Genomic DNA, 19,143 nt, shown 5'->3' on the forward strand with positions numbered 1-19,143 from the left:
CATGTCACTGCCCGAATTCTGGTTCTTCGTCATCGCCTTCTTCTTCGTCGGCTACTTCGTGCTGGAAGGTTTCGACTTCGGCGTCGGCATGCTCATGCCGATCCTGGGCAGGCATCCCGACGCCGCCACGGGGGAGAAGCGCAGGCGTGCGGTTCTGAACACGATCGGCCCGGTCTGGGACGGCAACGAGGTGTGGCTCATCACCGCAGGTGGCGCACTGTTCGCGGCCTTCCCGGAGTGGTACGCCACGTTGTTCTCGGGCTTCTACCTGCCGCTGCTGCTCATCCTGGTGGCGCTGATCCTGCGTATCTGCGCCATCGAATGGCGAGGCAAGATCGACGACCCGGTGTGGCGTCGACGCTGCGACATCGGCATCGGCATCGGCTCGTGGGTTCCAGCGGTGCTGTGGGGCGTCGCGTTCGCCAACATCGTGCGCGGCGTCGCGATCGACGAGAACAAGAAGGTCACCGCAGGCTTCTTCGATTTGCTCAACCCCTACGCTCTGCTCGGCGGTGCCACCATGGCGTTGGTGTTCGCCCTGCACGGCGCGGTGTTCATCGCGCTCAAGACTTCCGGGGACGTGCACGAGGATTCCGTGAAAATTGCGGCGCGCCTGTCGGTTCCGGCAGTTATCGTCGGCGGCGCCTTCGCCCTGTGGACCCAACTCGCGCACGGCAAGACGTGGACGTGGCTACTCGTCGCGGTGGCCGCCGTCGCACTGCTTCTCGTCGTCGCGCTGACGGCGAAAGTGCGCGAAGGCTGGGCATTCGTCTTCACCAGCGTTGCCATCGTTGCCGTCGTGGTGCTGTTGTTCGCCTCGCTGTTCCCCAATGTCATGCCGTCAAGTACGGATGCCGCGTTCGATCTCACCATCGCGAACGCGTCGTCGAGCCCGTACACGTTGAAGGTCATGACGTGGGCTGCGGCCTTCGCCGCTCCTGTCGTCCTCGGATATCAGGCCTGGACGTACTGGGTCTTCCGCCAGCGCATTTCGAGTGCCCAGATCCCGGACTCGATCGGACTGACGGTGAAATCGTGACCGCGCCCGCTGTGCCGCGGGGACGGGCGAAGGGGCCCGTCGACCCGCGACTGTGGAAGTACTCCCGATCGGCGCGGGGCTACCTGATCGTCACTGTCGCTCTGTCGACCGTCGTCACCGTCTGCATCATCGTCGGCGCGCTTGCGATCGGCCGCGTACTGGCCGGCGTCATCACCGACCCGACGGCACGGTCGTTGTCCGCCTGGACGACGGAACTCGCCGTGCTGGCGGGCGCAATGGCCGTCCGTGTGCTCGCCACCGGAGCCCAGTCCCGCTACGCGCACCGGTCGGCGTCGCGTGTGGTGGCCGAGCTCGAAGTCGAGGTACTCACGGCTTCAACATATTTCGAGCCCCGAGAGCTCGACCGCGAACGGGAAGAGCTGACCGTCGTCGTCACCCGAGCCATCGGGGGTCTGCGCGCGTACCTGACCGGATACCTGCCGGCGCTGGTGTCCGCGGTCATCGTCACTCCGCTCGTTCTGGTCGTCATCGTCACTCAGGACGTGACCTCGGCTGTGGTCATCGCGGTGACCCTGCCGCTCATCCCGATCTTCATGATTCTGATCGGGTTGCTGACCAAGGGCCGAGCCGCGGCGACGCTCACGACGATGACCCGGTTGTCTGCGCAGTTGCTCGATCTACTGGCCGGTCTGCCGACCTTGCGCGCGCTGCGCCGCGAACACGGCCCGGCCGCTCGCATCCGTGCACTGGGCGATGCCCATCGACGAACCACGATGCGCGCGTTGAAGGTTGCCTTCCTCTCGTCGATGGTGCTGGAGTTGCTGGCGACCCTGTGTGTCGCGCTGGTGGCCGTCGGTATCGGATTGCGCTTGGTCTTCGGGGAGATGACGCTCGAAGCAGGCATCATCGCGTTGATCCTCGCCCCCGAGGTGTACTTCCCGCTGCGCGCCGTGGGGACCCAGTTCCACGCAGCAGAGGACGGCGTCGAGGCCGCGGAGCGAGCCTTCCGGGTCCTGGACCGGCGTACGACACAGCCGACCGGTGGCCGGACCGTGAACGCGACGACCGCGGACATCGAACTCGTCGGACTCACCGTCGCGAGCCGGGACGGCGACGCTCCGGCCGGACTGAGTGCGCTGTGCCGAGCGGGCACCATCACGGTACTGACCGGCCCCAACGGCTCGGGTAAATCGACCGCGCTGCAGGCCGTTCTGGGGCTCACGTCGCCCACCAGCGGTGCGGTACTCGTCGGTGGCGTGCCCGTGGTCGATCTCGACCTCGACCGGTGGTGGGCTCAGGTCGCCTGGCTCCCGCAGCGGCCGGTGCTGCTTCCCGGCACTCTGTACGAGAACGTCACCCTCCACGGTGTGCCCGACGCCGATGCGCTGGACGCAGCCTGCCGCGCTTCGGGATTCGACGCCGTACTGCGAGAGCACCCGAACGGCTGGAACACTCGCGTCGGGCAGGGCGGAGTGGGTCTGTCCCTCGGCGAACTGCAACGCCTGGCCCTGACCCGAACCTTCGTCTCCGACGCGACGGTGATGGTACTGGACGAGCCGACGGCGCACCTGGACGCGGCGAGTGAACAGACTGTGCTGCACGCCATTCGAGATGCAGCCGACCGAGGCGTCACCGTGGTGATGGTCGGTCACCGGCGCGCGGTGCTGCACGCCGCCGATCGCGTCGTCGAGGTGCGAAGCAGTTCGCCGGTGGTACCGGAGTTCGATCATGTCTGACCTACGACGCGCACTGGCCCTGTTCGAGCTCTCCCCGCGCAGGGTGGCACTGGCGGTGGCGGCCGGCGTGGCAACACTCGGCAGCGCACTGGCTCTCGCCGCACTGTCGGCATGGTTGATCACCCGAGCCTGGCAGATGCCTCCGGTGATGGATCTGACCGTCGCAGTGGTAGCCGTTCGGGCGCTGGGCATCTCGCGCGGTGTGTTCCGCTACCTCGAACGATTGACCACGCACGACGCGGCCCTGCGCGGTACGACGGCAGCGCGCACGAGGATCTACGAGCAGCTGGCGAACGGACACGGCGCGCTCGCTCTGCGGCGCGGTGACGTACTGGCTCGTACCGGGGCGGACGTCGATGTGCTCGGCGATGTTGTCATACGCGCGATCGTCCCCATCTGTGTCAGCGTCGTGATGATGCTCGCAGCCGTGGGACTGCTCGCCGGTATCGCGCCTGCTGCCGCGTCGATCCTGGCGGTGTCGTTGCTGATCGCCGGGGTGGGTGCACCGATTCTGGCGGCGCGGTCGGCACGGATCGCCGAGGAGGCCGGAGCCGACGCCGACGCGCGGTTCGCCGAGACCGCCGTCCGAGCACTCGACCACGCCGCAGAACTGCGGGTCGCCGGGCGCCTCGACGCAACGCTCGCCGAAGCCCGCGGCGCAGCGCAGGATTCGGTCACTGCCCGCGACCGGGCGGCGCGACCGTCGGCGCTGGCCGATGCCGCCGTTCCGTTGTCGATCGGTGCATCGGTGATCGGGTCCTTTCTCGTCGGTATCGGGTTGTACGGACCGACCGGAGGCACCGCAGGCGGCATGACTCCGATGGCTCTGGCGATCATCGTGCTGGTTCCGCTCGCTGCCTTCGAGGCGACCGCGGCACTCCCCGGGGCGGCAATCGCCCTGATGCGTGGACGAATCGCGGCCACTCGAGTCATGGCGATGCTGGATGCGGCTCCGCCGCAGTGGCGTGGTTATGTGCCCTCTGGGGTACTCAACCGCACCACTGCGCGGAGCGCACTGATCGGGCCCAGCGGATCGGGCAAGTCCACGATGCTGCGGGAGTTCGCCGAGGAATGCGGTTCGGACGCAGCGCTGTTCGCCGAGGACGCGCATCTGTTCGACACCTCGATTCTGGAGAACCTGCGTGTGGTGCGCGGCGATGTCGACGAAGCACAGGCATCGGATGCGCTGCGACGTGTTGGCCTGGGCCCATGGCTCGACGCGCAGCCCCTCGGGGTCCACACCACCCTGGTCGGCGGTGCGCAGGCCGTGTCGGGCGGAGAACGGCGCAGACTGCTGTTGGCTCGCGCTGTGCTCAGTACAGCCCCGATCGTGCTGCTGGACGAGCCGACCGAGCATCTCGACCGAATCTCCGGCGAACAGCTACTGCGAGAGTTGCTCACCACCGACGACGGTCTGTTCGGAGCCGATCGAACCGTGGTGGTCGTCACTCATCAACTGCCGGAGAACACCGACGCCGACCAGGTGATCGACCTCGGCTCGAATCGTGGGAAAAAACTCTTTGCCGACTCGGAAACTCGGGCGTACGTTGTGAAGTACACGAGAGAGGAGGTGGTCTGAAGTTGATGAACTCTAGGACGCGTGAGGTGGCTGTCAGCTAGCCGCAATCGCTGACGGATTCACTGCGAAGACCGCGCGAGCGGCTAGCGAATCCCAGGCAGCTACCCGGCCCCCGAGCCCCCGACCTGTCCGGTCGGGACCTGAAATCAGGTATGGCTCGGGGGCCGTTCGCTGTGGATACCGAAGTGGTTGTGTCTCAGCCGATGTAGCGAGACAGGCGCGCGGACAACCGCGGTGCCAGTGGGCCGTCGGCGACGACGCGTTCCTCGACGTATGCGAGGTCCCCGCCTTCGACGATGCCGTAGAGCCGCTTGGCCCCGCCGACCAACGCACCCGAGGTGCTACGGATGACGACATCGGTGGCCAGTTCCCAGGACGACTTGGTCAGGGCGTGGCCGTAATACAGTTCGACGACTCCGGTGCTGTGGGTCAGCAGCAGTTCGACGAGCTCTTCGTCGTCGGAACCCTTGAGCCCGTGGCCTCCGCTCATCCGCCAGAATCCGGTTTCGCGGAGGTCGGGATGTGCGAAGTTGCCGTCGGAGTCGAGTCGCCACGAACGTGATTCCCAGCTCAGGTAGCTACCCCCGTCGTGCGTGACGACGATCTGCTGACCGAAGGGATAGTCGGTACCCGACTCGGGGTCGTGGCCCTCGCCCTCGCCACGCCACACGCCGACGAGCGGCAGCAGAGCGAGCATCGACGGGTGCAGATCGGGGCCGAGGCGAAGATTGGCCGTGTCGTCGGGGTGCGGGATGTCCGGCAGGACCGGAACGTTCCGCGTCGACGCGTCGGCGAACTTCTGTTCGGCAGCCGCTATTGCTTCGTCGCCACTGGTGACGGGGGTATCGAGCCCCTCGTCTGCTCTGCCGGGTTGCCCCTCAACCGGTTCTGTCACGACTCGTCGTTGACCAGTCGGTAGACGACGTAGAGCGAGAACGCGATGATGGCTACTGCCGCAAGAACGAGAAGTAGCTCGAAGAAGATGACCACGAGTGCGAGTTTAACCCGCAGCGATCGTCGTCGAGGACAGCGGCCCGAATACCGCCTGTGTCCTTGGTGACATCTAACCGAATTCGGGGCCTCGAGTGCGCTGGATCACTCATAGCTGTGGAGAAATCCTGTCGAGCAGGTACCTTCTTCGGGGGGCGTCGGGCGCTCGTGGGTGAGTTTCCGATGTTGTTCACTGTGTTCTGTCACGAAGGCTGGGGAGGTCTCCGCAACAATGCTGCGTCGTAAACGGGCTCTGACATCGTCGTTCGGTCCGTTGTTGATGAGGTCGGCGGTGGTGACCCTGGCGTTGGCGCTTGCTGCTCCCGCAGCCGCATTCGCCGCTCCGGACTCGGGATCGGCAGAGTCGGGCTCGGCAGAGTCGGGATCATCCGACTCCGGTTCCTCCGACTTCGGATCGTCGCAGGGGCCGAACATCGACCCCGACAACTACGCCCAGGACTGCCCAGATGTGCTGGTGCTGGCGGTGTCCGGTGCCACCGACTCGGCGTCGGACCGCAATCCTCTGGCCGAGCAGGCGTCCACGGTCGCGTCGAACTGGGTCGGGAACGTGACGGTCCCGGTCGGTGAGGCGAATGCCGACAGCCCGGGTACCGTCGGCTGGCTCTACGTCCCGTACTCCTCGACGTACGGCTTCGACGTTCTGGACGACGTGCCGACCTACCACGAGTCGATCGTGGAAGGTGTCGCAACGACCAATCGTCTGATGGACGAGTACAAGGTCAAGTGTGGAGATCGAACCAAGTTCGTACTCCTCGGATACAGCGTCGGCGGCGAAGTACTCGATCGTTTGTCCACCGAGATCGGCGCGCGTGACTCGAGTGCCCTGGTCAACGGCGACGACATCGCAGGCGTGATCATGGTCGGTTCGCCCTACCGCCCGGCCGGTGTGCCGAATTTCGGCGACGAGCCGGGTGAATCGCTCGGTGGCTTCATGGACCAGTCGCCGCGGGATTACGGAACGCTGACCGACAAGGTCACCTGGTCGTGCCGACCGTGGGATCTGGCGTGCGACGCTCCGGACGACATCGAACTTCTGCAGCTCGCGCTCGAGGTCATCTCGCAGATGCGGCTGACCGTCCTCAACCCGGTACAGACCGTGTCCGACTTCGCGCGCGCAGTGACGACCATTGCTTCGCGCGCGATCGTCGATATCGCCACCGACAAATCATGGTTCACCTCCGACGAGACTCTGCTGCAGGTCTTGGTGAGGGTGGCGGATGTGGATTACACCGTCGCCGATCAGCAGGCGGTGGACGCACTGACACCGGAGCAGCTCCTCGCCGATCTCAACTGGGCGATGGGGCCCGGTGCCGAGACCGTGGAAGCCAAGCTCCGCGCCGAGGCCACCGGGTTCGAGGAGAACAACAAGGGCATCGCCGATGTCGTGCTCGGGCCCTACCTGGCGCTCGGCTTCCTGCAGCACCTGTCGTACTGGTACAACGATCCCAACGACGGGTACGAGTGGGAGAGCGAGAAGATGGTCGCTTGGATCACCGACCTTGCGCGCACCGAACGCGAGAAGAAGAACGCACCGCAGACGGCGACACCGGAAGCCCCCGCCCCGGAGACCGCACCCGAACCCCGCCTGCTGCCGGAGCCCGGCACGGTCACGCAGGTGAGCGATCTCGGAGCGTTCCTCGAATCGCAGGGCATTCCGGTACCGGAAGGGATGTTCCCGCCGCAGTATTCGACGGTCCCCGATCCCGCCACCTCGGTGCCCGTCCCGAACTAGAAGCCTCCACCGAGCCGGAAGAACCCCGCACCTGCGAGCAGGTGCGGGGTTCTTTTTCGTTCGAAGCGAGCCGGTCGGATCAGACTCCGACGGTGACGTTCGCCGAGTGCACGCCTGCGCCCTCGGGAGCGATCACGGTGTCGCCGTTGCCCGATGCCGACAGCGCGCGAAGCGTCCACTGTCCGGGAGCGGCGAAGAACCGGAAGTCTCCGGTGCCCGACGCGACGACCTCTGCGGTGAATTCGCCGCTGCCGTCGAGCAGCCGCACGAATGCGCCTGCTACGGGCTCACCGTCGCCGGCGAGGACGCGGCCGGTGATGACCGTTTCCTTCTCGACGTCGACACCTGCGGGGATGGTCTGGCCCTGTACGGGTGCTCCACACATATCAGTGAACCTCCAGCTCGATGGGTGCTCCGACGAGAGAGCCGTACTCGACCCAGCTGCCGTCGTAGTTCTTGACGTCTTCCTTGCCGAGGAGCTCCTTGAGGACGAACCAGGTGTGGCTCGAACGCTCACCGATGCGGCAGTAGGCGATGGTGGCCTTGCTGTCGTCGTAGCCCTTGGTCTTGTACAGCTCTTCGAGCGCTTCGTCGGACTTGAACGTGCCGTCCTCGTTGGCGGTGGTGCTCCACGGGATGTTGATCGCGGACGGGACGTGGCCACGCTGCTGTGCCTGCTCCTGCGGAAGGTGAGCCGGGGCGAGGATCTTGCCCGAGAACTCGTCGGGCGAACGCACGTCGATCAGGTTCTTGTTGCCGATGGCGTCGATGACCTCGTCGCGGAACGCACGGATCGACAGGTCGGGTGCCTCGGCGCGGTACTGCGTGGTCTCACGGCTGACGACGTCCTTGGACAGCGCGCGGCCGTCGAGTTCCCACTTCTTGCGTCCACCGTCGATGAGCTTGACGTCCTTGTGGCCGTACAGCTTGAAGTACCAGTAGGCGTAGGCGGCGAACCAGTTGTTGTTTCCGCCGTACAGCACGATGGTGTCGTCGTTGCTGATGCCCTTGGCCGACAGCAGGTCCGAGAACTGTTCCTGATTGAGGAAGTCGCGGCGAACCGGGTCCTGCAGGTCCTTGCGCCAGTCGAGCTTGACCGCACCTTCGATGTGTCCGCCGTCGTAGGCGCTTGCGTCTTCGTCGACCTCGACGAAGATGGTCTTCGGTGCGTTCAGGTTCTGCTCGGCCCAGTCGGCAGAGACCAGGACGTCGGAGCGAGCCATGGTGTTCCTTTCGGTCTTTCTCTATGGATCGGTGAAGGTCGAGACAGGACTGCAGCCTGCTCAAGCGACCCTGTTCAGGATGCGGTGTGCGAGGTGGTGCGCAGCCGCGAGGCGAGGGGGTAGATCATGCAGCCGAGGCAGACCGCGAACGCGGCGTTGAGGAAGGCCGCGAACAACGCGAAGCCTGCCGCCACGGTTCCGACGACGGGAGCGCCGACCGCGAAGCCGAGGACTCCCACGGCGGCGAACACGAAGCCCACCAGTTGAGCGAACTTCAACGGTGCCACCGGCTCTCGTTCGCTGGTGGGGGAGAGCCGCGGTGCGACGAATGTCGCGTAGATCGTGCCGTACGGACTGCGCTTGGGTCCGCGGACGGCTCCGATTCCGAACACGATCGCCTGTAGCCCGAGCAGGATTGCCGCCGCGGGGACCGAGAACGTGGTCAGGAGGAGAACGACGACCAGAACAGCGGTGGTGATCCACGCCGCGAAGCGTGGACCACGAACGTCCACCTGGTCGATCGTGGCAGTGGGGGTGGTGGTCCGGGTGTCGGGTGTCGACATCGAGAGGTACTCCTGTGCGAGGTCGGGGCACGCCGCATCGGCAGTGCTCGGACATGGATTTCGATCATCGGGCCGTCATCACGCATGGGCGTGGCGGCAGAAGGAAATCAGCAGCAGCGACAGCAACAACCGCCCAGTCGGCACAGATCGACTGTGCGACGACTGGTGAGCATCAGCTCGCGGCAGGAGAACACGAAGAGCATCGTACCCGCTACCAGCGGCGCGTCCTACCGCCGGTCCGAAGAATCGAGGTCAGAGAGCGTCGAGTGCCGACCGCAGCGCCGCAGCGGACGGCACACCCGCGATTCTGGAGCGCCGTTGCAATCGGGTGTCGAGTACGAAAGTGGTGGGCAGTGACAGCACGCCCAGTTCGCGAGCGAGGATCGGATGGGCGTCGATGTCGAGTTCGAGTTCGCGGGCATCGCTCCGGTCGTCGAGTACCTGTTGGACGACACGTCGTACGGCTGCGCACGGTCCGCACCAGTCGGCCGAGAAGTGCAGGACGGTCGCAGAGTCGGTCGTGGCACCCGCGTCGAGCAGGAGCGGGTACAGGTCGTCGGTCTCGGTGTCGGGCTCACGCACCGCCCGCACAGCACCCGATCGGCTGCGCAGGACCAATCCGGTAGCGACGGCAAGGATCGCCACGACGACGAGAACTGTGATCCCTGTCACGGCTTTTCGATTTCGTTGAGGTCGATGGTCACGTTCTCGCCCGATCCCTCGACGACGATCTGCGAGCCCTCCGCATAGACGTCGGTCGGGACGAGCCCGAAGGGCAGGTTCTGACGCTCGATGGTCTTGGTGAACAGTCCGAGAACCGTGGGCTTGGCGAAATCGGGGATTGAGAAGTCCGCCTGACCCTCCGGGCCGAAATAGAAGTCCGACGCCACGATGGCGACGCCGTCACCTTCGAGCAACAGGTCGGCCTGCACGCTCACCGTCGTCTCGAGCGGGCCGACCGGAACCGTTCCGGTCAGCACGACGCCCCCGGTAGTGGTCATGCCCGATCCGCCGGAGCCGCCGGTGCCGTCCGACTTGTCGGCCGGCGGCGCGGAAACCTGCAGGTCGACGATGCCGAGGAACCGGCCGAGGTCCGTGGCCTCGATCCGTACGCGGCCGTCGAGCTCGTCCACGGGAATCGCCCGCACGTTGTTGTCGATCAAGTCGGACAACTCGATGTGCACGCCGCGGAGATTGGCCTCGATCGTCGTCGAGCCGACGTACTCGGTCGGCACGTCCTGCGCGCGGATCTCGATGTTCTGGTAGCGCCCGTCCGCGGCCTGGGTGAGGAACGGGAAACCGTGCACGATCACCTGAGGGTCCGAGGTGAGCTCACCGCCGGCGCGGATCGCGCGGGAGACTCGATACTCCGAGTAGGCCGCAGCGCCGAAATCCACCACGAGGGTGAGGGCCAGCAGGCTGGCGAGTCCGATGAGAAGTGTGCGCACGGGTCCATTGTGACCGACGAATCGCGCACTGCCCTCTTCGGCCGGTTGTACGGACAAGCTAGTCTGTGTCCTTGACGATCACTCAAGTCCAGCCTGGACTGGACCGGCCAGCAGTAAGAATGGAGACGCAGTGGAGCTCCTACTACTGACCTCCGATCCCAATCCGGAGGGCGTTCTGCCGTCCCTCGCTCTCCTGGCGCATCACGTACGCCCGGTACCCACCGAGGTGTCCTCGCTTCTCGAAGCCGGCTCGGCGGACATCGCGCTGGTCGACGCTCGTACGGACCTGGCCGCCGCTCGTGGTCTGTGTCGCCTGTTGGGAAGTACCGGATCGGCCATCCCCGTCGTCGCGGTGCTCACCGAGGGTGGGCTCGTCGCGGTGAATTCCGACTGGGGTCTCGACGACATCCTGCTCCCCGGTACCGGCCCCGCAGAGCTCGACGCCCGGCTGCGGTTGCTGGTCGGGCGTAGTGGAGGAGTTGCCAGCCCGGAGACCTCCGGCAAGATCACGCTCGGCGAACTGGTCATCGACGAAGGTACCTACACCGCTCGGCTGCGAGGTCGTCCGCTCGACCTCACGTACAAGGAATTCGAGCTGCTGAAGTACCTGGCTCAGCACGCGGGGCGGGTCTTCACTCGCGCCCAGCTCCTGCAGGAGGTGTGGGGCTACGACTTCTTCGGTGGCACGCGCACCGTCGACGTCCATGTTCGACGCCTGCGCGCCAAGCTGGGCACCGAGTACGAGTCGCTCATCGGAACGGTACGCAACGTGGGATACAAGGCCGTTCGACCCGCACGCAATGCCAAGGGCGGACCGGTGGTCTCGGACGCTGCCGGCGGAGATTCCGACGATGCGGATTTCGAGTTCGAGCAAGAGAGTACTCTCTCGTAGATGAATTCGGATCCTGCGTTCGACGTCCACCCCATCGACGGCGACGCACCGTCTTCGCGCGTTTCCTACGAGATTCATCAGATCCTCTCCCGTGCAACGGAAGTCGATGGCACTGCGCCCTTGTCGGAGCAGGCCGTGAAGGCTGTCGACCGAGGTGACGACGTCGTTCGTCTGGTCTCCACCGAGGGTGATCGTGTCGTCGGCTACGTCGGAATCGCCGACGGGATGGCCGAGGCCGTCGTCGATCCGCCGTTCCGCGGTCACGGAGTGGGACGCGAATTGGTTTCTCGCGCACTCGAAATCGGCTCCGGTACCCGTATCTGGGCGCACGGCAACCTGCCGGCGGCGCAGTCGGTCGCGGCGCGGCTCGGGTTGCAGGTGGTTCGCGAGCTGCTGCAGATGCGTCGCGCGTCCGCGCATCCCGATCTTCCGGATGTGGTTGTGCCGGAAGGTATTTCGCTTCGAACGTATCGTGGGCATCAGGACGATGCCGAGCTGCTGCGGGTCAACAATGCGGCCTTCTCCTGGCACCCCGAACAGGGTGGCTGGACCGATCGCGACATCGCCTCACGACGAGACGAATCGTGGTTCGACCCGGCAGGACTGTTCCTGGCTTTCGAGGAGGGCAGCGACCGCCTCCTCGGCTTCCACTGGACGAAGGTTCATCCGGCCGAAGGCTCGGAACCCGCCATCGGTGAGGTGTACGTCGTCGGAATCGACCCCCAGTCGCAGGGGCGCGGCCTCGGCCGAGTGCTCACGCTGGCCGGCCTGCACTATCTACGTAGCAGAGAACTCGGCCAGATCATGCTGTACGTCGAGGCCGACAACACCGCTGCCGTGCACACCTACAGCAAGCTGGGCTTCGAGAACTACCACGTGGATGCCGCATACGCTCGCAGCGTCTGAACGGACATTTCAGACTGCGGTGTTCATCTTCCGTTCACCCACGCGGGGGTAAACGTCTACCACCTGCCCCTACCTTTCTCCATGGGCGGCAACCTACGCCGCCTGGTGCGAGGTTTCTTTCGAGCCGGCACCCACACAGTCACAGCGCGGCCGATCAGGTCCGAGCCGTGGACACGGCCCAAGATTCCTCGGAGGAAACAGGTGAACCTCAAGCGCAACGGTGCTCTCATGAGTGCAGTGGCCATCAGCGCCATGTTGCTGACCGCATGCGGTAGCGACGCGAACGTCGAAACCGTCGGCGCGGACGATTCTTCCGCCTCGTGCGAGGGCAAGTCTCCGCTCACGGGCGAAGGATCGTCTGCTCAGCAGAACGCGATGTCCAACTTCACCTCGGTCTACTCGAGCGTCTGCTCCGGCAAGTCCGTCGAGTACACCACCAGCGGCTCGGGCAACGGTCGTACGCAGTTCGTCGCCGGTCTGGTCGACTTCGCCGGCTCCGACTCCGCGATCAAGGACGAGCAGGCAGCCGAGGCGGCCACCCGCTGCGACAGCAACCCGGCATGGAACCTGCCGCTGGTCTTCGGGCCCGTCGCAGTGGCCTACAACCTCGACGGCGTCGACAGCCTGGTGCTCACGCCCGATGTCACCGCACGGATGTTCACCGGCCAGATCACCACCTGGAACGATCCCGCGATCGCCGCCCTCAACGAAGGCGTCGACCTGCCGTCCACCCCGGTCACCCCGGTCTACCGCTCCGATTCCTCGGGCACCAGCGACAACTTCCAGCGCTTCCTGTCCGACGCTGCTCCGGAGGCCTGGACCCTCGATCACAGCTCCGACTGGGCCGGCGGCGTCGGCGAAGGTGCCAACGGCTCCTCGGGCGTCGCCCAGGCCGTGTCCGGGACTCCCGGCTCGATCACGTACGTCGAGTTCGGCTTCGTCGAGCAGGAAGGCCTCAGCGCCGCGAACATCGACTTCGGCAGTGGCCCGGTCGAGCTGAGCACCGAGAGTGCTGCCGCTGCCATCGACGCCGTGACCTTCTCCGGTGAGGGCAACGACCTGGTGCTCGACCTCGACACGCTGTACGCCAGCAACGAGGCCGACACCTACCCGTTGGTGCTCGCCACCTACGAGATCGTCTGCTCGGCGGGCTACGACGCCGACACCTCGGCAGCAGTCAAGTCGTTCCTGCTCAGCGCCGCGAACGAGGGCCAGCAGGGCCTCGAGGAAGCCGGCTACGTGCCGCTGCCGGACCGCTTCAAGGAGCGTCTGATCACCGCTATCGAAGCAATCGCCTGATTAAATGAGACGTAGTCCTGCTTCGGCTCGCGGCATCGCGAGCCGAAGCAGGACCGTCCTCGACCTCCACACGAGACAGTGAGCGGTATGAGCGACACCCACTCGATGACCGGCGTCCCCTCCGCGGCTTCTGTGCCCTCCGCGGGTGCCGCGCACAAACCGGAAGAACCACAATTGTCAGACAAGAAAAAATCGGGGACCGTCACACGTCCCGGTGACAGGATCTTTTCCGGCCTCGCCACGGGCTCGGGCATCTTCATCATCGCGCTGATCGCCGCCGTGGGTATCTTCCTGGTCTGGCGTGCGATCCCCTCACTGTCGAACAACACGGTCAACTTTCTGACCTACAACGGTGCCTGGGACACGTCCAACACCTCGGCCATGGTGTTCGGTGTTCTCGATCTGTTCCTGGTCACCGTCACGGTGTCCCTGTTCGCGCTGGTCCTCGCGATGCCTGTCGCCCTCGGCATCGCCATCTATCTGACGAACTACGCGCCCAAGCGAGTGGCGGGACCGCTCGGTTACGTCATCGATCTGCTGGCCGCAGTCCCGTCGATCGTCTTCGGACTGTGGGGCCTGTACGTCCTCGCGCCGGTGATCAGCCCGTTCGCCGAGTGGCTCAACACCAACCTGGGTTGGTTCCCACTCTTCGGTACCGGGTCGGTCTCCATCGCCGGCGGCGGCACCATCTTCACCGGCGGCATCGTGCTCGCCGTCATGATCCTGCCGATCATCGCTGCCGTGACCCGCGAGGTGTTCATGCAGACGCCGAAGGGTCAGATCGAAGCCGCTCTCGCACTCGGGGCCACCCGCTGGGAGGTCGTGCGAACCACGGTCATTCCGTTCGGAAAGTCCGGTTACGTCAGCGGCTCCATGCTCGGCCTCGGCCGCGCACTCGGTGAGACCATCGCGCTCTACATCATCATTCGCAGCACCCAGTCGACGTTCGGCGGAACCTTGTTCGACGGCGGTTCAACATTCGCGACCAAGATCGCGCTGGCCGCGGGCGAGTTCAACAACCCGCTCCAAGCCGGTGCCTACATCGCCGCAGGTCTGGTGCTCTTCATCCTGACGTTCGTCGTCAACGCCGGTGCTCGCGCCGCCATCGCCGGAAAGAAGGACTGACCCATGACCGCAACCATGGACAAGCCCGTCAAGGAACCCACGTTCCAGGGCGTCAGCGCTCGCCGGAAGGCGTCCAACCTCTCGGCGACGATCCTCGTCAGCCTCTCGGTGCTGGTGGCACTCGTCCCACTGATCTGGGTGCTCTACACGGTGATCTCTCGTGGACTGTCCGCGGTGGTCTCACCCACGTGGTGGCAGAACTCGCAGGCCGGCGTCACCCAGTTCATCGCAGGCGGCGGTGCGTACCACGCCATCGTCGGAACGCTCCTGCAAGGACTGTTCTGCGCCGCCATCTCCATCCCGATCGGCATCTTCGTCGCCATCTACCTCGTCGAATACGGCGTGGGCACGCGACTGGCCCGAGTCACCACCTTCATGGTCGACATCCTCACCGGTGTGCCGTCCATCGTCGCGGCCCTGTTCATCTACGCGCTGTGGATCGCCACCTTCGGGTTCCAGCGTTCGGGCCTGGCCGTTGCCTTCGCCCTCGTGCTGCTGATGATCCCTGTGATCGTGCGCTCGGCCGAGGAAATGCTGCGCATCGTCCCTCAGGATCTGCGCGAGGCGTCCTACGCGCTCGGCGTGCCGAAGTGGAAGACCATCGCCAAGATCGTCATCCCCACGGCGCTGTCCGGCATCGTCACCGGCATCATGCTCGCCCTGGCCCGCGTGATGGGTGAGACGGCACCCGTGCTGATCCTGGTGGGATCTGCCACCGCCATCAACTTCAACATTTTCGAGGGGCCGCAGACGTCTCTGCCGCTCATGATGGTCGACCTGCAGAAAGCAGGAACCGGCGTGCTCACCGCTGAGCGCATGTGGGGAGCAGCCCTGACGCTGATCCTGATCGTCGCAATACTCAACATCGGCGCGAAGTTGGTCTCGAAGTTCTTCTCGCCCAAGAACTTCTGACCCACCCGACTCCAGCGAATCCTAAGGAACGAAGAACATGGCAAAGCGTCTCGATCTCAAGGACGTCAACATCTACTACGGCAAGTTCCATGCCGTCTCCGACGTCACTCTGGCCGTACCGCCGCGCAGCGTCACCGCGTTCATCGGACCGTCCGGCTGCGGTAAGTCGACCGTCCTGCGTTCGCTCAACCGCATGCACGAGGTGACTCCCGGTGCCCGCGTCGAAGGTTCGGTGCTGCTCGACGGCGAGGACATCTACGGCAGTGGCGTCGACCCGGTGGGTGTGCGCCGCACCATCGGCATGGTCTTCCAGCGCCCCAACCCCTTCCCGACGATGTCGATCCGCGACAACGTCGTCGCCGGCCTGAAGTTGCAGGGCGGCCGCGGCAAGAAGGAACTCGACGAGATCGCCGAGCGCTCGCTCAAGGGTGCCAACCTCTGGAACGAGGTCAAGGATCGCCTCGACAAGCCCGGTGGCGGCCTCTCCGGCGGACAGCAGCAGCGTCTGTGCATCGCTCGTGCTATCGCCGTCTCGCCCGACGTTCTGCTGATGGACGAGCCGTGCTCGGCTCTCGACCCCATCTCCACTCTCGCCATCGAGGACCTGATCCAGGAACTCAAGCAGGACTTCACGATCGTGATCGTCACGCACAACATGCAGCAGGCTGCACGGGTGAGCGATCAGACCGGCTTCTTCAACCTCGAGGCGACCGGCAAGCCCGGCAAGCTCATCGAGATCGACGACACCGAGAAGATCTTCTCCAATCCGACACAGAAGGCCACCGAGGACTACATCTCCGGCCGCTTCGGATAACCACACACGAACGCGAGAACCCCCGTCGAGCGAAAGCTCGGCGGGGGTTCTTTCGTCCGTGTCTGCGCTCGGTGATTCGATGCGGCTGGCGACTCCTCAACGAAAGCCGAGTAGCGCTGCAGCGCAGCGCCACTCGGTCTTGGCGAGGGTGGGTACTACGAAGTGGGGATGTTGTTGTGGCTCAGGTCGACGGGTAGCTCACCGGTCACCAGGAAGATCACTCGACGGCCGACCTCGACAGCGTGATCGGCGAAGCGCTCGTAGAAGCGGCCGAGCAGAGTCACGTCCACCGCAGCAGCGACGCCGTGGCTCCACTCGCGGTCCATCAGCACCGTGAAGAGGTGACGGTGCAGATCGTCCATCGCCTCGTCCTCCTCCTGCAGCTTCGCAGCGCGCTCGGGATCGCGGGTCTCGAGGACCTCACGGGCCGAAGCGCCGATCTGAACCGCGAGGCGACCCATCTCGGCGAAGTACCCGTTGACGACCTCGGGGAGAGCATGGTTCGGGTGCCTGCGACGAGTGATCTTGGCGACGTGCAATGCGAGTGCGCCCATGCGATCGATGTCGGCGACGATCTGAATGCCGGCCACCACCGAACGGAGATCGCCTGCGACCGGAGCCTGCAGGGCGAGAAGGGTGAAGGCCTTCTCCTCGCACACCGCACTGAGCTCGGTGATCCTGTCGTGTTCGGAAATGACCTGCTCGGCGAGCACCAGGTCTGCTTGAAGGAGGGACTGCGTGGCCTTTTCCATGGCCGCACCAGCCAGGCTCGCCATCTCTCCGAGGAGATCGGCAAGCTCGTTCATCTGTTCGTTGTAGGCGACGCGCATGAGCGAAGTTTAGTGGGTCACACCGACCAGTTCCCTGTCCCGAGGGTTAACGGAGCATGAATGAACTCAGGCGCACGTGTCGTCGGCGGCGTTGGTGTACGAGAGATCCTCCGGAAGGGGCGCACTCTGGGTGGTGCCCTCGACCTGAGTGGGATCGATTTGGGTGCCGAATGCCGTCGGAAACTGGGTGTATCCGGGATAGTTCGAGCCGAGTACCACCTCGACGACGTTGTTCAGGCTCGGTGCCAGCTCGATGGCCGCGCCGGGTATCGCCGACGCGACGGTCGCCGCAGCCGCCTCCTGATCCTGGGAGTAGCGCACCACGGTCTGGGCCGCGGTGCCCGAGAAGTTGCCGACCGTCAGGATCTGGAAGCCGTAGACCGCGAGTTCGTCGGATGCCGTCTGAGCCATCCCGGCGATGTCGGATGCGTTGGACACCTGCAGGGAGACAGTTGCTGGATCGACGGCCAACAGCGGCGCGTCGGGTACGGCGGCAGGTGCGGGCTCTTCGGGTGTCACCGGCTCCGCGCGTTCCTCACCGGGCAACGGAGCGTCGTCGATGATGGCCTGGAAGATCGCACCGATCGCGTCGTCGTTGGGGATCTCGTTGCCGTAGTCGTTGGTGCCGGTGGTGGGAATGGTCAGGAAGGTCACCGCACCGGCGTCCACGTTCTGCAGCGAGCGCCCCAGCGTCACCAGGTCCTGAGTCTTGACGTTCTCCACGAAGGTGTCCGAGGTGAACGCGTTGACGAATCCGTTGAGCTTGCCGGGATCGAGCAGCACGTTGTTCGAGAGCGCGGACCTCAGAAGCGACGACAGGAAACGCTGCTGTCGCTTGATGCGGCCGTAGTCGCCGTTGCCCTCGGACTCGACGTTGCGCGCTCGAACGTAGTTCAGTGCGGTGCGGCCGTCGATGCGCTGTGTTCCGACGTTGGGGAGGACGTCACCCAATTCGTAGTCGATCAGCGGCTGTGCGGTGCAGACCTCGACGCCACCGACCTCGTCGACCATGGACTCGAATCCGGCGAAGTCCATCCCGACGAAGTGTCCGATACGCAGGCCGGAGATCTTCTGGATGGTCTTGACCAGACATTTGGGGCCGCCGAGAGCATAGGTGGCGTTGAGCTTGTCGCCGTATGCCTCGGGGAACATCTCTCCGGTGTAGGTATTGGTGTCGTTGTCGAACTGCTCGCACTCGGGGCGCGTCACATCGAGATCACGGGGAAACGAGACGGCGACGACGCGGCTGCGGTCGGCCGGGATGTTGACGAGCATGACCGTGTCCGAACGGGCTCCCTCGGCGTCGGCGACGGTGCCGGCACCCACCTCGCCGCTGGCCCCGGTGCGGGTGTCGGTGCCCACGATCAGATACGTCTCGTCGCCGTATTGGCCTTCGGCGTCGACGACGTCGGTCGAATCGGGATCGAGGGCGGCGACCTGGAGAAATCCCTGATCGGTGTTGCGGAGGTATCCCCACACCACTCCGGTCAAGGCCACCGCCAGAATCGCGACGAGGGAGACCAGGCTTCGGCCGATCATCCGCACTCGACGGCGTCGGCGCACCCGGCTCATGGCCAACCGTGTCAGGGCCGGGCGATCCGTTGCGGGCGCACCCACCGGTTCCGGTGCCGCGTGCGGAGGCGGAGTCGGCGGCACTGCTCGGGCAGGCGGGGGAGTGGAATCGGTGATGGGGGTGATGACCTCGGTCGGCTCTTCGACCTCGGGACGGTCGTCCGGTGCCCGCCGAGTCGATCCCGAGCGCGACATCTTGTCCACCAACTCGGCGACCGAGACGGTGTCGGCGTTACGCGGCGATCGTTTGCCGAGCCTGCCGCTGTCCTCGGGCTGAGGCGGTTGCTCCTCGTCCGGTGTTGCGGGGCCTTCGGAGTGAGGTGGGCGCTGCCCCGACCGTCCGCTTGCGCCGGTTTGTCTGATTGAGGACAGCGGGCGCTCCCATGGGGCGCGACCCTCGGGCACCGACGGGCCCGACTCTCGATCGTCTCCCACGAATTCGAACCTGGCCTTCCATCACACGCACGCGCCGCCTGCTCGGCAATCCCAGCCATAGTACTG

Annotated in this window: 18 protein-coding genes; 10 read left to right on the plus strand and 8 right to left on the minus strand. The window is 65.3% G+C overall.

Annotation, left to right across the window (positions count from 1 at the left end; all coding sequences use genetic code 11):
• Nucleotide 1: 1 nt before the first annotated feature.
• Genes cydB through R3P95_RS09805 form a run of 3 tightly spaced genes read left to right on the plus strand, consistent with a single transcriptional unit; the run spans nucleotide 2 to nucleotide 4,315 of the window.
• On the plus strand, nucleotides 2–1,039 hold the full coding sequence (gene cydB / locus R3P95_RS09795) for a cytochrome d ubiquinol oxidase subunit II (RefSeq protein WP_317548222.1): 1,038 nt from the start codon (nucleotides 2–4) through the stop codon (nucleotides 1,037–1,039).
• Nucleotides 1,036–2,736, plus strand: a complete 1,701-nt coding sequence (gene cydD / locus R3P95_RS09800) for a thiol reductant ABC exporter subunit CydD (RefSeq protein WP_317548223.1) — start codon at nucleotides 1,036–1,038, stop codon at nucleotides 2,734–2,736. Before cydB ends, cydD begins: the two co-directional genes overlap by 4 nt.
• Nucleotides 2,729–4,315 carry an amino acid ABC transporter ATP-binding/permease protein gene (locus R3P95_RS09805; RefSeq protein ID WP_317548224.1) on the plus strand — a complete coding sequence of 529 codons (1,587 nt, stop codon included), beginning with the start codon at nucleotides 2,729–2,731 and terminating at the stop codon, nucleotides 4,313–4,315. The genes cydD and R3P95_RS09805 overlap by 8 nt, the downstream gene beginning before the upstream one ends.
• A gap of 196 nt (nucleotides 4,316–4,511) precedes the next feature.
• On the opposite strand, the gene R3P95_RS09810 is transcribed toward R3P95_RS09805, so the two are convergent.
• The gene (locus R3P95_RS09810) at nucleotides 4,512–5,132 is read right to left on the minus strand and encodes an FABP family protein (protein WP_149405585.1); all 621 of its coding nucleotides are present in this window, start codon (nucleotides 5,130–5,132) and stop codon (nucleotides 4,512–4,514) included.
• 405 nt (nucleotides 5,133–5,537) lie between these two features.
• Here R3P95_RS09810 and R3P95_RS09815 point away from each other — a divergent pair, with 405 nt between their 5' ends.
• A complete protein-coding gene (locus R3P95_RS09815; protein ID WP_317548225.1) occupies nucleotides 5,538–7,058 on the plus strand; it encodes a cutinase family protein in 1,521 nt (506 codons plus the stop codon).
• A 79-nt stretch (nucleotides 7,059–7,137) separates the two neighbouring features.
• Here R3P95_RS09815 and R3P95_RS09820 read toward each other — a convergent pair whose 3' ends face one another.
• From R3P95_RS09820 to R3P95_RS09840, 5 genes are all read right to left on the minus strand, one after another.
• Nucleotides 7,138–7,443, minus strand: a complete 306-nt coding sequence (locus R3P95_RS09820) for a DUF1416 domain-containing protein (protein ID WP_037194601.1) — start codon at nucleotides 7,441–7,443, stop codon at nucleotides 7,138–7,140.
• Nucleotide 7,444: 1 nt separating this feature from the next.
• A complete protein-coding gene (locus tag R3P95_RS09825; protein WP_317548227.1) occupies nucleotides 7,445–8,281 on the minus strand; it encodes a sulfurtransferase in 837 nt (278 codons plus the stop codon).
• Nucleotides 8,282–8,355: 74 nt separating this feature from the next.
• The gene (locus R3P95_RS09830; protein ID WP_317548228.1) at nucleotides 8,356–8,844 is read right to left on the minus strand and encodes a DUF4395 domain-containing protein; all 489 of its coding nucleotides are present in this window, start codon (nucleotides 8,842–8,844) and stop codon (nucleotides 8,356–8,358) included.
• Nucleotides 8,845–9,096: 252 nt separating this feature from the next.
• Entirely contained in the window at nucleotides 9,097–9,516 is a 420-nt protein-coding gene (locus R3P95_RS09835; protein WP_317548229.1) for a thioredoxin family protein, read from the minus strand.
• Nucleotides 9,513–10,292 carry an LmeA family phospholipid-binding protein gene (locus R3P95_RS09840; protein WP_317548230.1) on the minus strand — a complete coding sequence of 260 codons (780 nt, stop codon included), beginning with the start codon at nucleotides 10,290–10,292 and terminating at the stop codon, nucleotides 9,513–9,515. Before R3P95_RS09840 ends, R3P95_RS09835 begins: the two co-directional genes overlap by 4 nt.
• A 130-nt stretch (nucleotides 10,293–10,422) precedes the next feature.
• Between R3P95_RS09840 and R3P95_RS09845 the strand changes: the two genes are divergently transcribed.
• From R3P95_RS09845 to pstB, 6 genes are all read left to right on the plus strand, one after another.
• The gene (locus R3P95_RS09845; RefSeq protein WP_068049874.1) at nucleotides 10,423–11,184 is read left to right on the plus strand and encodes a winged helix-turn-helix transcriptional regulator; all 762 of its coding nucleotides are present in this window, start codon (nucleotides 10,423–10,425) and stop codon (nucleotides 11,182–11,184) included.
• Nucleotides 11,185–12,090: a mycothiol synthase gene (mshD, locus tag R3P95_RS09850; protein WP_317548231.1), complete on the plus strand. Its 906-nt coding sequence runs from the start codon at nucleotides 11,185–11,187 to the stop codon at nucleotides 12,088–12,090.
• Nucleotides 12,091–12,291: 201 nt separating this feature from the next.
• The gene (pstS, locus tag R3P95_RS09855; RefSeq protein WP_317548232.1) at nucleotides 12,292–13,389 is read left to right on the plus strand and encodes a phosphate ABC transporter substrate-binding protein PstS; all 1,098 of its coding nucleotides are present in this window, start codon (nucleotides 12,292–12,294) and stop codon (nucleotides 13,387–13,389) included.
• Between the two features lie 87 nt (nucleotides 13,390–13,476).
• Complete coding sequence (pstC, locus tag R3P95_RS09860; protein ID WP_149405013.1) at nucleotides 13,477–14,514, plus strand: phosphate ABC transporter permease subunit PstC; 1,038 nt, start codon at nucleotides 13,477–13,479, stop codon at nucleotides 14,512–14,514.
• 3 nt (nucleotides 14,515–14,517) lie between these two features.
• Nucleotides 14,518–15,426 carry a phosphate ABC transporter permease PstA gene (gene pstA, locus R3P95_RS09865; RefSeq protein WP_149405014.1) on the plus strand — a complete coding sequence of 303 codons (909 nt, stop codon included), beginning with the start codon at nucleotides 14,518–14,520 and terminating at the stop codon, nucleotides 15,424–15,426.
• Between the two features lie 37 nt (nucleotides 15,427–15,463).
• Entirely contained in the window at nucleotides 15,464–16,240 is a 777-nt protein-coding gene (gene pstB, locus R3P95_RS09870; RefSeq protein ID WP_032395896.1) for a phosphate ABC transporter ATP-binding protein PstB, read from the plus strand.
• Nucleotides 16,241–16,395: 155 nt separating this feature from the next.
• Here the strand turns inward: pstB and phoU are convergent, their stop codons facing one another.
• Entirely contained in the window at nucleotides 16,396–17,070 is a 675-nt protein-coding gene (gene phoU / locus R3P95_RS09875; RefSeq protein WP_094639310.1) for a phosphate signaling complex protein PhoU, read from the minus strand.
• Between the two features lie 66 nt (nucleotides 17,071–17,136).
• A complete protein-coding gene (locus tag R3P95_RS09880; RefSeq protein ID WP_149405015.1) occupies nucleotides 17,137–19,077 on the minus strand; it encodes an LCP family protein in 1,941 nt (646 codons plus the stop codon).
• Between the last annotated feature and the right edge of the window lie 66 nt (nucleotides 19,078–19,143).

The sequence above is a fragment of the Rhodococcus cercidiphylli genome (assembly GCF_033042225.1).
Classification (GTDB): Bacteria; Actinomycetota; Actinomycetes; order Mycobacteriales; family Mycobacteriaceae; genus Rhodococcoides.

What these genes read in the sequence shown, in the direction of transcription:
- cydB (WP_317548222.1), top strand. Translation starts at nt 2, where the DNA reads ATGTCACTGCCCGAATTCTGGTTCTTCGTCATCGCCTTCTTCTTCGTC.
- R3P95_RS09805 (WP_317548224.1), top strand. Translation starts at nt 2,729, where the DNA reads ATGTCTGACCTACGACGCGCACTGGCCCTGTTCGAGCTCTCCCCGCGC.
- R3P95_RS09815 (WP_317548225.1), top strand. Translation starts at nt 5,538, where the DNA reads ATGCTGCGTCGTAAACGGGCTCTGACATCGTCGTTCGGTCCGTTGTTG.
- R3P95_RS09820 (WP_037194601.1), bottom strand. Translation starts at nt 7,443, where the DNA reads ATGTGTGGAGCACCCGTACAGGGCCAGACCATCCCCGCAGGTGTCGAC.
- R3P95_RS09825 (WP_317548227.1), bottom strand. Translation starts at nt 8,281, where the DNA reads ATGGCTCGCTCCGACGTCCTGGTCTCTGCCGACTGGGCCGAGCAGAAC.
- R3P95_RS09830 (WP_317548228.1), bottom strand. Translation starts at nt 8,844, where the DNA reads ATGTCGACACCCGACACCCGGACCACCACCCCCACTGCCACGATCGAC.
- mshD (WP_317548231.1), top strand. Translation starts at nt 11,185, where the DNA reads ATGAATTCGGATCCTGCGTTCGACGTCCACCCCATCGACGGCGACGCA.
- pstC (WP_149405013.1), top strand. Translation starts at nt 13,477, where the DNA reads ATGAGCGACACCCACTCGATGACCGGCGTCCCCTCCGCGGCTTCTGTG.
- pstA (WP_149405014.1), top strand. Translation starts at nt 14,518, where the DNA reads ATGACCGCAACCATGGACAAGCCCGTCAAGGAACCCACGTTCCAGGGC.
- pstB (WP_032395896.1), top strand. Translation starts at nt 15,464, where the DNA reads ATGGCAAAGCGTCTCGATCTCAAGGACGTCAACATCTACTACGGCAAG.
- phoU (WP_094639310.1), bottom strand. Translation starts at nt 17,070, where the DNA reads ATGCGCGTCGCCTACAACGAACAGATGAACGAGCTTGCCGATCTCCTC.